Here is a 13,768-nt window from a genome sequence, read left to right as displayed (position 1 = left end):
CAAATTCTATTTTTGGTGGTTGTCTTAGTGATTTTAGCTAATGTCTGTGCATGCAAGACCTTACAAACATCAATTCTAGAGACGTTGTAATGCAAAGTCTCTACATACACCTATCAAATCTTCACAAATAATCCTTAACTAACTGGTATTGCTTTATACGCCAGCTTTTGGAACCAAGAGGGATTGCTGTCGTCTATATAAATCAGACTGTATAACAATATTGCTCTAAAAAAAAATCTGGAGCATTAATTAAAATGAAGACGCTTAGGCTACTTGCAATTATTCCCACAGCTTTGGCGATGAGTTTGGTTTTCACTGAGGCTAATTTGGCACAGACACCAACAATCCAAATTAATCGAAATTCCCAACCCGATCCATTGATTTTGAATGGAAAATCTGGAGGAACTGTCAAAAGTAATTGTGGCAATATTACCACTGAACCTAATCAAGTTATCCAAGTTACAGAGTCACTACCTTATTTGCGATTAACAGTAGAAAGTAAAGGCAAGCCAACACTGTTAATCGACGGGCCTGGGGGGCGCTTTTGCGTACTAGCAGATAGTTACTCTGGAGGTAAGTCAGAACTTTCTGGTTATTGGCAGGCAGGAAAATACTCACTGTATGTGGGCGAACTATCCCCGCAACAGTTTACTTATAACCTCTCAATCTCGCAAAAAAATAAATAGTCATTAGTCATTTATGCTTTGCTAATGACTAACGATCCTTGACTATTCTTCCAGTGATTTGGCTGGAACTTCGACAGCAGTGACATCAATTGTGCCTTCTGGTGTGAAGCGCTGAAAATGACTATTTTGTACTAACAGTAATTCCTGACAGTTAGGACATTGCAACTGACTATTATTTAAACCTGTAAATTCATATCCACAGACGGGACATTGATCGGCAACCAGGTTGCGTTGCAGCCACCAACGAAAGCCAAAAAAAGCCGCAATAGGTGCCAACAACAGCAACCCGAAAATAATTAGCAATGAATTAACTAACCAGCCCAAGCCTACTGATGCCAGCAGCCAAACAACTGCCAGCAAGGTAAGCCAAGGGCGGAGATTTAAAAGATTCAATTGAAATGACTTAAAGCTCATTTTTAATAAATTTTGTCCTGCTCTCCTTCTAGGATAGCGATTTTAGTCATTGGTCATTGGTCATTTGTCATTTGGACTCAAATGGACTTTATTACTGAGGATAGCAGCATTTTTTGTAAGTGCTGTTGAAAGGCATTGATGCCAAACAGAGCGATCGCCTGTTGTCGCAGCCACTCTCCATTACATCGCTGGTCATCCCCTTGAAGCATTTCTATACAAGCTGCTGCTACAGCATCAGGACTGCGGTGTGGGACTCGCCATCCCAGTTTACCATCCTGCAAGGGGTCAGCGGAACCATCGTCGTCACCGGATAACACCGGCACTCCACAAGCCATTGCTTCTAGATAAACTATGCCAAAGCCTTCTTGCGAAGGCATAATATAGGCGTCAGCAAGGCGATAATGTTCCATTAATTCTTCTGTGGCAACGAAACCAGCAAATACAACGCGATCGCTCACACCGAAATCTTTTGCTAGCTGTGCCAATCGCGGTTGGTCATCACCGCGACCAATTACCAAATATTTCACTTCTGGGAAAACTTCAGCGATTTGTGGTATTGCCCGAATGGTGACATCTACACCCTTGTAAATATCTCCTGACCATAACCGTGCTACTGTCATCAACACTTTCGCACCAGTTAAGCCATACTTCTGGACTAATTCTGGTTGTTTGGAACCAGGAGTAAATTTATCCGCATCAATGGCACAAGGCATCATCTGTACCATTTTTGGGTTTAGACTATTGGCAACACAAGCGCGATCGCGGCTGTAGCGACTAATTGTCCAAATTCTCTCTGCTGATGTCAGGGCGCGACGTTCTTGATTTTTCAGCGGTTCCCAGACTTCTTTGCCGTAAGTTAGCACGGTGTAAGGAATTCCCAAGGGCTGGCAAAGTGTTTGGATTAATACTGCTAAGTTAATGTGACCGCAGAAAACCTGCTGCGGACGGCTCTGCAACAGACATTTCAGTAAAGCTGCTGCCATTTGCAATCTCCCCAAATAGGGAGACTGATTTTTAAAGTAATAAAATTTTAAGTTCTCGTCTTCAAAGGGATTTAAGCTATCAGCACTATCTCGCAGCAAAAAGACTTCTGCCTTGTAATCTTGGCTCAATCCCAGATAGGCGCGAAAAATATCTTTTATATACGATTGAATACCACCTTCGTGAGCAAAAATTTCTAAAAACACGAAGACATGGTTAGTTGTTTTGTTAACTTTATCACCTAAATTCAGGTTTTTTGTCACTGTAGTGATGTGCATCTTAGATTATTTATACTCGCGGTAAGGGCGCAATTGCACCGCTTTGTAACCGCTCTAAATCTGTTTTTACCATTTTTTCTAAAAGTTCCTCAAAGCTTACTTGGGGTTCCCAGCCGAGGTTTTTTTTAGCTTTGCTGGGGTTAGCTACTAGTTGAAAATGCTCATCTTGTCGCAAAAAGTCAGTATTTAAAACTACATACTGCTTCCAATCCAAGCCGACAGACTCAAAGGCTGTGGCAACTAAATCTCTCACACTGTGTAGTTTACCAGTGCCAATCACATATTCTTCTGGCTCATCAATTTGCAACATTAGCCACATGGCCTCTACATAATCACCTGCAAAGCCCCAATCACGTTTGGCATCCAGATTACCCATTTCTAAGGTGTCAGTTAAACCCAATTTAATTGATGCAGCCGCCAAAGAAACTTTGCGTGTGACAAACTGAGGTGGGCGTAGAGGAGACTCGTGATTATATAAAATTCCGCTACAGGCAAATAGTCCATAGCGCTGTCTATGATGCACCATCGTCCAGTGAGCGTGCATTTTAGCCGCAGCATAAGGATTTTTGGGGCGAAAAGCGGTTTCCTCATCTTGAGGCGAGAGGAATACATCGCCAAACATTTCTGAACTGCTGGCTTGATAAAATCTGGTAGACAAACCAACTTTTCGTACTGCTTCCAAGAGCCTAGTAGCTGTACCAGTTATTAAATCCAGAGTTCCCAATGGGTCGTTCCAGGAGTCGGGTACAAAACTGGGAGCCGCCAAATTGTAAATTTCTTGGGGACGCAGTTGTTCAACTGCTGTCAACAGTGCCGTATTATCCCTCAAGTCAACCGTAAAAATTTCTACCTGATTTGCCAGTATTCCCAGTTTTGTCAAATTAGGTTGTCGATGTGGGGGTACTAATCCGACAACTCGATAACCACGGTTGAGGAGCAAATGGCTGAGATAGTAGCCATCTTGACCAGTAATTCCTGTAATTAGGGCTGTCTTAGTCATATTTTGTCCCCTATTCTGTCTATCTCTTTAAGCACGAAATGGCACTTGTTGGAGAACAAACATTAAGACTCTCAACACTGCTGACAAATCTTAACAAGGGAGTTAGTGTAGCTCGAATGCTATTTTTACTATATTCACTAGTTATTTTTATACAAAAACCTTACTTGATATTTTACAAAAAAATCATAATGAATAGGCAATTTAACGTAAAAAACATATTTCTCCAAGTTAAATAATATTGAAAAAGGAGTATACTTTTATCAATCAAATAACTATGTATTTCAGCAAAAACATGCTTCTGTTTGAAAGTGTGTAGCTCAACTTTGGGCAAAGTCTTCGTTAGCTTGGTGACGGCTATATGAGAAGTTTTATTTGTTTGACTCCTAAGTACAAGAGAGTATTGTAAAGAAGGAAAACCCTCATTTTTTGTCGATACTCCTTCCCTAAGCTCCACTCCGTTCACAAGCCAAAATTGACATCATAATTATTCTTTCCTTCCTTTAGCCTTGACTATTTCACTGTTACTTTTGTGCTTCTACAGAGTATTTGACAATGAGCAGGCAATTTCTACCATCCGCACCACGTTCGTATACAACCTTGTCAGCCAACCGCCGGAGGAGGAACCATCCATAACCACCTACTTGCAGAGTACCTGGGACTGGCTCTGCGATCGCATCAGGATTGAAAGGTTTTCCATAATCCCAAATTCTAATCTCTAGTCGGTCAATCCACAGATAAACGTTAATCTCAATGGTTGTTTCTGGCGGTAAAGCATGATGAGCATGACGAACAGCGTTGGTAAAGCCTTCTGCTAATGCTAAATTGAGGCGATCGAGTTGAGTTTTTGACCAGCCAAGTTGAGACAAGTGTTGCAGACAAAATTGCTCAAACCATTCTTGCACCTGGTTTAAGAGCCTGAGTTCGCTCTTAACCGTCAGATGGTCTTGCTGCACTATACTAAGCATTAACTGTGAGTTGAATATAAGTAAACCCAAGTTGCTAGTTATTAAATTCTGCGCTGTTCGCAAAATTTCTCTGACATAAAAAAATCTAAATTGACATATTCTATGTACCAAAATACAAAACATGAATGATTTTGGCATTCTGAGGGTTGTAACTAGCAACTTACGTTAAGTAAGTAGGAAATGTTTGTATTTGTTGACTTTTGATGATTTGAGATTTTGGAATAGCTTTTCCATCCAAAACTGCAAATCCCAGATGCAATCTGAACTATTGAAGAAGAATTCAGAATGGGCTAAACGCCCTGCTACCGCTAACAGAATGAAATCAGTGAGGGATACACTGAGGGATCTGGCTACAGATCCAACACTATCTTGTTGACCACTAAATATGCTTTTTTAGTGGGGAACTTAAACTCATTTATGCAGACACTATCTATAAGACGTTATGCATAACTTGCTTTCCCCTAAGATACACGGGCTCGCTTTGGGTGGCGTTATCCGCTTTTTCGTTCACAATTTAATTCTGTTAGCGGATAGCTAAGGTTTAGCCCATTCTGGCTTCTGAATTCTTTCCTGTTAAAATTGACGCCTGTTGATTGTTTTCAAAAGCACATCTGCATCTGCTCTTGAAACTCACAGGCGTCAAAGCACTTTGTGGTGACTAATTTAGAATAGTCCCAAGGTCAAAGATTTATCCAATGGCAAAGCAGCACCAATACCTAGCCACACGGTGACAAGAGTACCAACAAGGAATACTGTGGTTGCAACTGGACGGCGGAAGGGATTTTGGAACTTATTCACGTTCTCAATAAAGGGAACGAGGATTAGCCCTACTGGTACGGAACCCATTGCTAACACTCCTAAAAGTTTGTTAGGAAGCGATCGCAAAATTTGGAAGACTGGATACAAGTACCATTCTGGCAAAATTTCCAATGGTGTGGCGAAAGGATTTGCTGGTTCACCGGTCATTGCGGGATCTAGCACGGCTAGAGCCACAATCGCAGCGAAGGAACCCATGATCACAATTGGAAAGACGTAAAGTAAGTCATTTGGCCAAGCTGGTTCACCATAGTAGTTGTGACCCATGCCTTTAGCGAGTTTGGCTCTTAACTGAGGATCGCTCAGGTCAGGTTTTTTTTGTGTTGACATTTTGAAATGTGCTCTCCTGCTTAAGTTAAATTAAAGCATTTGTGAAAGCTATCAGCTACTAGGCAACTAAAAGGCGGGAAACAGCGTTTCTATATCTACAGTCATCCGCCTGAAGTTTTCTATAGCTTTACGCTCCAGATACAAGTATTTGTTTTTTGGAACTTATGTGCAATTCATTTCTTGTGTTTCATAAGTTTAAAACAAACAACTCGATCTGAAAACTGACAAATGTTGCCTTTCGCTAATAGCTGAGATTACAAAGGCCCAGAAATGCCTTGCTTGCGGATCATCAAGAAGTGAAACAGCATGAATACTGCAATCAACCAAGGCAGTACAAATGTGTGTGCGCTGTAGTAACGAGTTAGTGTTGCTTGACCAACGCTAGAACCGCCGCGCAATAGGTCGGAAATCAGAACTCCAACCACGGGAATTGCTTCTGGTACGCCGCTAACGATTTTCACAGCCCAGTAGCCAACTTGATCCCAAGGTAGAGAATAGCCAGTGACTCCGAAGGAAACGGTGATTACAGCTAGGATCACACCGCTGACCCAGGTCAATTCGCGGGGCTTTTTGAAACCACCAGTGAGATAAACCCGGAAGACGTGCAAAATCATCATCAACACCATCATGCTGGCAGACCAGCGATGGATGGAGCGAATTAGCCAACCGAAGTTTACTTCAGTCATGATGTACTGGACTGAGGAGAAAGCTTCAGTAACTGTTGGCCTGTAGTAGAACGTCATGGCAAATCCAGTAGCAAACTGGATGAGAAAGCAAACCAAGGTAATTCCACCCAGGCAGTAAAAGATATTGACGTGGGGAGGGACGTACTTGCTAGTAACGTCTTCGGCGAGTGCCTGAATCTCCAGGCGTTCCTCAAACCAGTCGTAAACGTTGGCCATACAATCTCAAGTTCCTAAAAGTCGGTTGCGGTTGATAAATCCCGAAGTTCTGAATCGGCAGAAGCCTTCGCTCAGACTTCTCTCCCAAATAGTAATTTTGGGATTTTAGTAAAGGGGAGTTTTTTTTCTTTGCTTTTCAGCTTTCAGTGTGCTAAGAGACTTCAGAAACTTTACACTCTGTAAAGATGGAATATATTGCGATCTCTTTACGCCCCTACACACAAAATGGTGGACACAAAGTAGATTTTATCCTTTGGTGAGTGGATACGATGCATCAATTGACTGAACAACTTGATGAGAAAAATGCACCACTTCTATAAAAAAAGTAACATAATCGAGAGATAGATTTCATCAACAACAGAGGAAGTGGGCATTATCTAAGCAATTTGGGTTGAGGTGGAATTGATAATGGGGTTCATGAATAAACAAGTCTTTCGGGTTGGATTTTCATTGTTAATGGCGTTTTGCTTGGCGTTGGGTACGCTCACTCAGCCAGCGCTGGCTTTGACTAGGGAACAAAAGCTGGTTTCAGAAGTTTGGCGAATTGTTAATCGTACTTATCTAGATGAGACCTTTAATCATCAAAACTGGGCGGCTGTGCGGCAAAAGGTTCTGGAGAAGCCGCTGGCAGACTCAAATGCCAGTTATGAGGCAATTGGGAAGATGCTCAAGAGCCTCGACGATCCTTTTACCCGCTTTTTAGATCCAGAACAGTACCGTAGCTTGCAGGTCAATACTTCTGGGGAACTGACTGGGGTAGGATTGCAAATTGCCTTGAATTCTGAGAATGGGAAGTTAGAAGTAGTGGCTCCCATCGCCGGCTCACCGGCAGATAAAGCGGGGATTCGGCCACGCGATCGCATTCTCAAAATTGAAGGCGTTTCCACAGAAAATCTCACCCTTGATGAAGCCGCTACCAGAATGCGCGGGCCCAGTGGCAGCTTTGTGACTCTCCTCATCGAACGGGACGGAGAGCCAGAAACGGAAATTAGACTAACACGCGATCGCATTGCTCTTAACCCTGTGGTTTCAGATTTGCGTGTTTCTGCGGAGGGTACACCCATTGGCTACCTACGTCTTACACAATTTAATGCCAACGCTTCAACGGAATTGGCACACGCTATTTCTAGTCTAGAAAAAAAAGGCGCTGCTGCCTACATTCTAGATTTACGAAATAATCCTGGGGGGTTATTGCAATCAGGAATTGAAATTGCCCGTTTGTGGTTAGACTCTGGCACTATTGTCTACACTGTTAACCGACAAGGCATTCAGGGTAGTTTTGAAGCCTCTGGGGCATCCCTAACGAACGATCCTCTGGTTATTTTGGTGAATCAAGGAACTGCCAGTGCGAGTGAAATTCTCGCCGGCGCACTCCAAGATAATGGTCGCGCTCAACTGGTAGGCGAAACCACCTTTGGCAAGGGCTTAATTCAATCTTTATTTGAGCTATCAGATGGTTCGGGTTTGGCAGTCACAATTGCTAAGTATGAAACTCCTCAACACCGGGATATTAACAAACTAGGCATTAAGCCAGATAAAGTGATTTCCCAAGTAGCCATTAACCGCGAACAAATTGGCACCCCAGCGGATCTGCAATATCAAGCAGCACTGGAACTTTTGCTTCAAAAGCGGGTGGTGGCAGGGAAGGCATGATGAGTGATGAGTGCTGAGTGATGTTAGCGGATAGCTAAGGTTCAGCCCGTGCTGAGTGCTGAGTTGAAAGACAACCCAGAAGGGGTAGGGCATTTATAAAGTGCGAAATTACTGAGTACTCTTTTGACTCAGGATTCAGTACGTTTTTTGTTTCCCCTTTCCCCTTCCCTTAAGACCAAAGGTTATAATACAAACTTTTACTTGCTAAAAGTGCTTCTGCTGTGTGGTGGCTCATGGGTTTCGAGAATAAATACCCTTGACCGAATTTGTAGCCAAGGTGTTGTAAGTGTTCCAGTTGTTCTTGAGTTTCTATTCCTTCCGCGATCGCATCGAGTTCTAAATGGTTACTCAGCGCCACAATAGTTTCGACAATCTGATGATTTTTTTTGCCTGATTGAATTTGATTTACAAAGGAGCGATCGACCTTCAGACTATCCACAGGCAAACGGTGAAGATAGTTTAACGATGAATATCCCGTGCCAAAATCGTCAATGCTAATTTGAATTCCTCGCTCTTTCAACTGGCTCAGTACACTAATCGTAGACTCAATGTCTTCAATCAACATACTTTCGGTAATTTCTAACGTCAGGTAACGACCATTCAAGTGGGTTTGAGTGAGAACCCGATCGACTTCTTCTAGCAGATCGGACTGCTTTATATCTTGCGCCGAGAGATTGACACTCACTTTCATGGCAGAAAGTTCCGGGAAAGCCGTTTGCCAAGCTGCCATCTGATAACAGGCTGTACGAATTGCCCAATAGTCCAAAAGCGTAATCAGTCCTATTTCCTCAGCTATAGGGATGAATTCTCCGGGAAATTTCAACCCTTGGGTGGGGTGTTGCCAACGAATCAGTGCTTCAAAGCCAACGAGATGTCTAGTGTCTAGAGCAACAATCGGTTGATAGTGAAGGACAAATTCTTGACACTTAATTGCTCGGCGCAGATCGTTTTCTAAATGCAGTCGATTCAAAGCTTGAGTGTGCATCTCAGTATCAAAAATTTCATATCGGGCTTTGCCCTTGTTTTTTGCCCGATACATCGCAATATCAGCATCTCGCAACAGGTGGGAGGCTTGAACGTAGTCTTTTGTACCCAAGACAATACCAACGCTAGAGGTCGTATATACTTCACGTCCTTCAATCATCATGGGTGTTTGCAACTCTGCAAAAATCCGTTCTGTGATGCGAACTGCTTCCTGAATATCCTTAATTTCTTCAAGTAGAATCACAAACTCATCGCCACCCAAACGAGCGGCCAGATCCATTGTCCGGATCGTAGCTTGGAGTTTTTGAGCAATGGCAATGAGTAATTGATCTCCTGCCAAATGTCCCAGGCTATCATTGACGACTTTGAATCGATCGAGATCGAGAAATAAAACAGCAAAATGATAATTTTCGAGACGGTAGGTTCGTTGAATAGCTAATTCCAACCGTTTCATGAAGAAATGGCGATTGGGCAACCCCGTTAGCCCATCGTGTAGGGCATCATGTTTCAACTGATTTTGCACCTGGATGCGTTCTGTTACATCGCGGGAGGTGGTTTGCAGTTGAACAATTTCACCTGTCGCATTCACAATGGGTTTAGTGAGAGTCTCAAACCAGATATAGCTACCATGCTTTTGCAGCATTCGGTAGGTGATGGGTGTGGGTTTTTTGCGGAATACTGCTGTCCGAATTTCCTGGTAAACGCGATCGCGATCGTCGGGATGAATGAAGGTATAGATATCTTCTCTGAGCATTTCGTCATACCGATAGCCCAAGAGGAACTCACAAGACGGGCTAACGTAGAGATATCGACCATTCAACTCGTGAAGACACACAAGATCGTTGGTATTTTCGGCTAACAAGCGATAGCGGGCTTCACTTTCTCGCATCGCTTCTTCGGCTTGTTTGCGTTCGCGTAGCGCCGCTTGCCGTTCGCTCACATCCAGAATCAGCCCATCCCAAATAATATCGCCATTGGCTTGCCGAGTGGCTCTGCCAGCAGCTTCCAGCCATTTTTCCCGCCCTGATGGTGTGGTAATTCGCCACGTCTAGTACCAGGGTTGTAATGTTTGTGCTGACTCCATCACTGAGGCTTGCATTCCAGCCACGTCTTCCGAATGGATCATTTGCCAGAGGATGGTGGCATCTGTGACAACATCTTGGGCTTCTACTTCCCAAAGACGGTAACAACCCTGACTCATGTATACTACACTGTCAGAACCATCAGGGCGGATCAGGTAACGAAAAATCGCCCCTGGTACATTCGCCGCCATATTTTGAAACCGGGCTTCGCTTTCTCTCAAAGCCATCTCCACCCGACGGCGTTCGGTTAGTTCCAGTTGTATTTTTTGGTAAAGATTGGCCTGGTGAATTGCGATCTCGAGTTGGTCTGCGACGGACTGGGCCAGTTTGATCTGGTTATCGCTCCAGGTAAACGGTTGTTGGGGCGCTATAATTGTGAAACTCCCCCATAGAGTGTCTTCAATCACTAGGGGAATGAGTAACCAAGCGCCGGATATGATTTGGGCGACTTCGTAGTTAATCTGATTATCTAGGTTGGTTGTATTTTCCACCCGCACAATTTGCAACTGCTTGAGTTGAGCCGCAAAGGGATTACCCACATCGGGAATTTCAAAACCAATGACTGTTGGTGCGTCTGGATTGTGGCGAAATTCCGCAATATGTTTCCAAATACCCTGTTCTGGCAGATATTGCACCACAAAGCAGTCTAGGGTTTTCAAAAGTTTCGCCGTTTCTGCTGTTGCGGTGGCAAAAATCGTGTCTAAATCAAGGGAGTTGCGGATAGACTGGAAAACTCGATTCAGAGCTTGTTCGCGTTGAATTTGCTCCTGTAATGCGGTGATGTCTCGCCCGACGGATTGAATTTCGGTCAACTGTCCATGCTCATCAAAAATCCCCAAGTTAATCCACTGTGTCCAGCCAATCTGGTTGTGGGAGCGGTAGTCCTGATTGATGTTTTCAAAGATTGGGTTTTCTGGGGTGAGGGCTGCAATTTTGCGATACAACTCGTCTAAATCCTCTGGCGGTACAAAGGTACTCCATCGCCATCCAATCACATTCTCCAAGGATTGACCGAGAGCAAGGCAAAGAGAATCGTTCGCAAAAGTAATGGTGGTGTCCGGTAGCGATCGCAGAATCAAGTCCGTTTGTACCTGGATCACCTGGCGGTAGCGGCGTTCACTTTTCACCAGGGTATTTTCGACCATCTGCTGTTCTAAATGCTGGCGTTTGCGATCGCTAATATCTTGAAACGCCACAATCGCATACGTCACCTCACCCCGATCGCTAAAAATCGGAGTCGTCCAAACCTCCAGAGGAATCACTCGATCGCCACGATGAATTTCTAGATCGTCAACCCAAATCGTTTCCCCAGCCAGAGACCGATTACTGGGTAACGCTTCTAAGGGATAAAGAGCGTGAGTGCCCTCACGGTAAACTTGAAAGACTTCTGAGAGTTGGTCTGGACTCAGTTTTAATGGGCGATCGATGCCTAGCAATGCCCGTGCGAGATGATTGATGTAAACAACTTGCCCTGTTGAGTCATGGACAGCGATCGCAATGGGGGTGGCATCTAGAAATTGAATGAGACGGCTTTGGCTTTCTGATAAAGCCGCACTTGCTAGCAGTGATTCTACCAGAGACTTCACATCCTGCGGCGTATTTTCCCAATCCTCTGAAGAAATCTGCTTGAGGGAGAAGGGTTGCTGTTTTTCCATAAATGCAGCATTGGCAACCTAGTGAAACGTGAGTTCAACGAATGGAAAAAGGCATGTATATGATAAATTATAGGTTTATAAGTTATCGAAGCAGAATTCAGGTGGTCACTTCGACTACGCAGTTCGACTGCGGTTCCATCGAGCGGAGTCGAACTGCTCACCGTAAACTCAGTAACCAACTGAATTTTGACTTATTCTTCAAGCCGAAAAAGGTAGCTGAATCACAAATTCAGTTCCGTCGCCAGGTTGAGAATTCACTGCGATCGCTCCGCTATGTTTTTCGACAATAATTTGCCGGGCGATCGCCAGTCCTAATCCCGTACCTTTACCCACACTTTTTGTCGTAAATAAATAGTCAAAAATCTTTTCTTTGATTTCCTCACTCATCCCCTTACCATTATCTAGAATACTTATTTTCACCCCTTGATCTTCTACTGAAGTTGTAATTTTAATCCAGTTGGGATTTGCTTTTATTTCTGCAAGAGTGCGCCCAGTATTTGACTCATCTAAAGCATCAATGGCATTTGCCAAAATATTCATAAATACCTGATTCAATTGACCAGGAAAACATTCTATTTGCGGTAAATCACCGTAGTTAGTAATCACTTCAATTGCTGGACGTTGCTCGTTAGCTTTGAGACGATGTTTCAAAATTAAAATCGTGCTGTCGATGCCTTGATGGATATGAAACGGCACTTTATAATCTTTGTCAGCACGGGAGAAAGTTCGTAAACTGGTGCTGATATTTTTCAGGCGATCGCACGCCATGACCATTGCATCAATCATCTTCGGTAAGTCTTCTAAGCTATAATCCAAGTCGATTGCCTCAGCATGGTCAAGAATTTCCTCACTCTTATTTGATGAAGTTTCTTGATATAACTTTAAGTGTTCGGTAATATCAGCAACGGTGGGTTTAGCTTGTTTGAGGCTAGCAGCAATAAAGCCCAAAGGATTATTCATTTCATGGGCTACGCCTGCAACTAAATTACCCAGTGCAGACATTTTTTCACTTTGGACAATTTGTAATTGTGCTTGTTGTAAATCAATTAATGCTTGCCCGGCTTGTTGATACAATCGGGCATTTTCTAGGGAAATTGCGGCTTGAGCGCAAAGTAAGTTGAGCAGTTCAACGCGATCGCTCGTAAAGGCTCCAGTCGCCAAATTGTTTTCTAGGTACAACACCCCAAGCAACTTACCCCGATTTAAAATCGGACTACACAAGATACTCTTGGGCTGCTGTTGCCGAATATAGCAGTCATGAATTAATTGGGGATGTACTGTGGCATCAATAATTACAGCAGTTTGGAAACTGCGTTTAACAGTATTAATTAAGCCAACTGGTAGATCGATAGACTCTTCAACAGGCTGTGGATTGGTCAGCATGGGCGAAAAATCAACTTTGCTATTTCCATCCAGCTTGGCTAATGCCCGAATCAATAAATTACCTAACTCTGCTAGCATTAATACACACTTATCTGCGCCAGCATTTTCAATGACAATATGCAGCAACGATGAAAGTAGTTTTTCAAATTCAATTTCGCTTGAGATAGTTTGAGAAGCTTTGAGAATGGCAGCTAAATCTAAAGCCACAGAGATGCTACTGCTAGAACTGGTGGAAGTGACACTCCCCAAGGTGAAGATCGTTTCATAAGTTGAGAGGAGAGAACGGCTTTGCTGGAGGATGGGAGCGAGGAGTTGGGGATAGCGAATTTCCAAGTGGGCAACCTTAGCTTTAGCACCCCAACGAGCATAGCCATAGTAATGGTGTACTGATTGCGAAACTGCACCAGTTCACAGAAACTGGGATAAGGATTTTTCAGCAGTTTAATCACTACAGGTACTCGATCGATTTCTCGATACCCTCGATAAACTAGGGTTCTGGAACCATTGTAAAGTTCTTCACTGATGCGATATCCAGGAATATTGACTAAAGTGCTAACCATATTGCTAACTAAATCCAGAGAATTTCTAGATTTAGTATTCCCATATTTCTGAAAATTATTTATAGCATTTCCTAATTTA

The 13,768-nt window shown here is 43.4% G+C and carries 10 protein-coding genes and 1 pseudogene; 2 read left to right on the top strand and 9 right to left on the bottom strand.

Annotation, left to right across the window (positions count from 1 at the left end; genetic code table 11):
- The first annotated feature begins 254 nt into the window (after positions 1-254).
- On the top strand, positions 255-686 hold the full coding sequence (locus ACM0OX_RS03610; protein WP_414513142.1) for a hypothetical protein: 432 nt from the start codon (positions 255-257) through the stop codon (positions 684-686).
- A 42-nt stretch (positions 687-728) separates the two neighbouring features.
- Here ACM0OX_RS03610 and ACM0OX_RS03605 read toward each other — a convergent pair whose 3' ends face one another.
- The 6 genes from ACM0OX_RS03605 to petB all read right to left on the bottom strand — a co-directional run bounded on the left by ACM0OX_RS03605 (position 729) and on the right by petB (position 6,372).
- Positions 729-1,100 (bottom strand): hypothetical protein, encoded by a 372-nt coding sequence (locus tag ACM0OX_RS03605; RefSeq protein WP_414513141.1) that lies wholly within the window; start codon positions 1,098-1,100, stop codon positions 729-731.
- A 77-nt stretch (positions 1,101-1,177) separates the two neighbouring features.
- Positions 1,178-2,359 carry a glycosyltransferase family 4 protein gene (locus tag ACM0OX_RS03600; protein ID WP_414513139.1) on the bottom strand — a complete coding sequence of 394 codons (1,182 nt, stop codon included), beginning with the start codon at positions 2,357-2,359 and terminating at the stop codon, positions 1,178-1,180.
- A gap of 10 nt (positions 2,360-2,369) precedes the next feature.
- Positions 2,370-3,359, bottom strand: a complete 990-nt coding sequence (locus ACM0OX_RS03595) for a GDP-mannose 4,6-dehydratase (protein WP_414513137.1) — start codon at positions 3,357-3,359, stop codon at positions 2,370-2,372.
- A gap of 521 nt (positions 3,360-3,880) precedes the next feature.
- The gene (locus ACM0OX_RS03590) at positions 3,881-4,324 is read right to left on the bottom strand and encodes an ATP-binding protein (RefSeq protein WP_094352726.1); all 444 of its coding nucleotides are present in this window, start codon (positions 4,322-4,324) and stop codon (positions 3,881-3,883) included.
- Between the two features lie 663 nt (positions 4,325-4,987).
- On the bottom strand, positions 4,988-5,470 hold the full coding sequence (petD, locus tag ACM0OX_RS03585) for a cytochrome b6-f complex subunit IV (protein WP_181930359.1): 483 nt from the start codon (positions 5,468-5,470) through the stop codon (positions 4,988-4,990).
- 254 nt (positions 5,471-5,724) lie between these two features.
- Positions 5,725-6,372 carry a cytochrome b6 gene (petB, locus tag ACM0OX_RS03580; protein WP_179064867.1) on the bottom strand — a complete coding sequence of 216 codons (648 nt, stop codon included), beginning with the start codon at positions 6,370-6,372 and terminating at the stop codon, positions 5,725-5,727.
- Between the two features lie 408 nt (positions 6,373-6,780).
- Between petB and ctpA the strand changes: the two genes are divergently transcribed.
- The gene (ctpA, locus tag ACM0OX_RS03575) at positions 6,781-8,025 is read left to right on the top strand and encodes a carboxyl-terminal processing protease CtpA (protein ID WP_414513135.1); all 1,245 of its coding nucleotides are present in this window, start codon (positions 6,781-6,783) and stop codon (positions 8,023-8,025) included.
- Between the two features lie 169 nt (positions 8,026-8,194).
- On the opposite strand, the gene ACM0OX_RS03570 is transcribed toward ctpA, so the two are convergent.
- The 3 genes and pseudogenes from ACM0OX_RS03570 to ACM0OX_RS03560 form a co-directional block, all read right to left on the bottom strand.
- Positions 8,195-9,949: a putative bifunctional diguanylate cyclase/phosphodiesterase gene (locus ACM0OX_RS03570; protein WP_414513133.1), complete on the bottom strand. Its 1,755-nt coding sequence runs from the start codon at positions 9,947-9,949 to the stop codon at positions 8,195-8,197.
- Between the two features lie 108 nt (positions 9,950-10,057).
- Entirely contained in the window at positions 10,058-11,746 is a 1,689-nt protein-coding gene (locus ACM0OX_RS03565; RefSeq protein ID WP_414513131.1) for a PAS domain S-box protein, read from the bottom strand.
- Positions 11,747-11,944: 198 nt separating this feature from the next.
- Positions 11,945-13,507, bottom strand: a pseudogene (locus tag ACM0OX_RS03560) (ATP-binding protein); the annotation flags it as partial.
- Positions 13,508-13,768 lie beyond the last annotated feature (261 nt).

This window comes from Nostoc sp. PCC 9305 (genome assembly GCF_963920915.1).
Lineage (GTDB): Bacteria > Cyanobacteriota > Cyanobacteriia > Cyanobacteriales > Nostocaceae > Nostoc.
The sequence above is the reverse complement of the archived record's forward strand: the minus strand, read 5'-3'. Positions and strand labels throughout refer to the sequence as shown.

Bases quoted from the DNA above. Each gene is read 5' to 3' on its own strand.
- petB (WP_179064867.1), bottom strand. From the start codon at position 6,372: ATGGCCAACGTTTACGACTGGTTTGAGGAACGCCTGGAGATTCAGGCA.
- ACM0OX_RS03610 (WP_414513142.1), top strand. From the start codon at position 255: ATGAAGACGCTTAGGCTACTTGCAATTATTCCCACAGCTTTGGCGATG.
- ACM0OX_RS03595 (WP_414513137.1), bottom strand. From the start codon at position 3,359: ATGACTAAGACAGCCCTAATTACAGGAATTACTGGTCAAGATGGCTAC.
- ACM0OX_RS03590 (WP_094352726.1), bottom strand. From the start codon at position 4,324: ATGCTTAGTATAGTGCAGCAAGACCATCTGACGGTTAAGAGCGAACTC.
- petD (WP_181930359.1), bottom strand. From the start codon at position 5,470: ATGTCAACACAAAAAAAACCTGACCTGAGCGATCCTCAGTTAAGAGCC.
- ACM0OX_RS03565 (WP_414513131.1), bottom strand. From the start codon at position 11,746: ATGGAAAAACAGCAACCCTTCTCCCTCAAGCAGATTTCTTCAGAGGAT.
- ACM0OX_RS03600 (WP_414513139.1), bottom strand. From the start codon at position 2,359: ATGCACATCACTACAGTGACAAAAAACCTGAATTTAGGTGATAAAGTT.
- ctpA (WP_414513135.1), top strand. From the start codon at position 6,781: ATGGGGTTCATGAATAAACAAGTCTTTCGGGTTGGATTTTCATTGTTA.
- ACM0OX_RS03605 (WP_414513141.1), bottom strand. From the start codon at position 1,100: ATGAGCTTTAAGTCATTTCAATTGAATCTTTTAAATCTCCGCCCTTGG.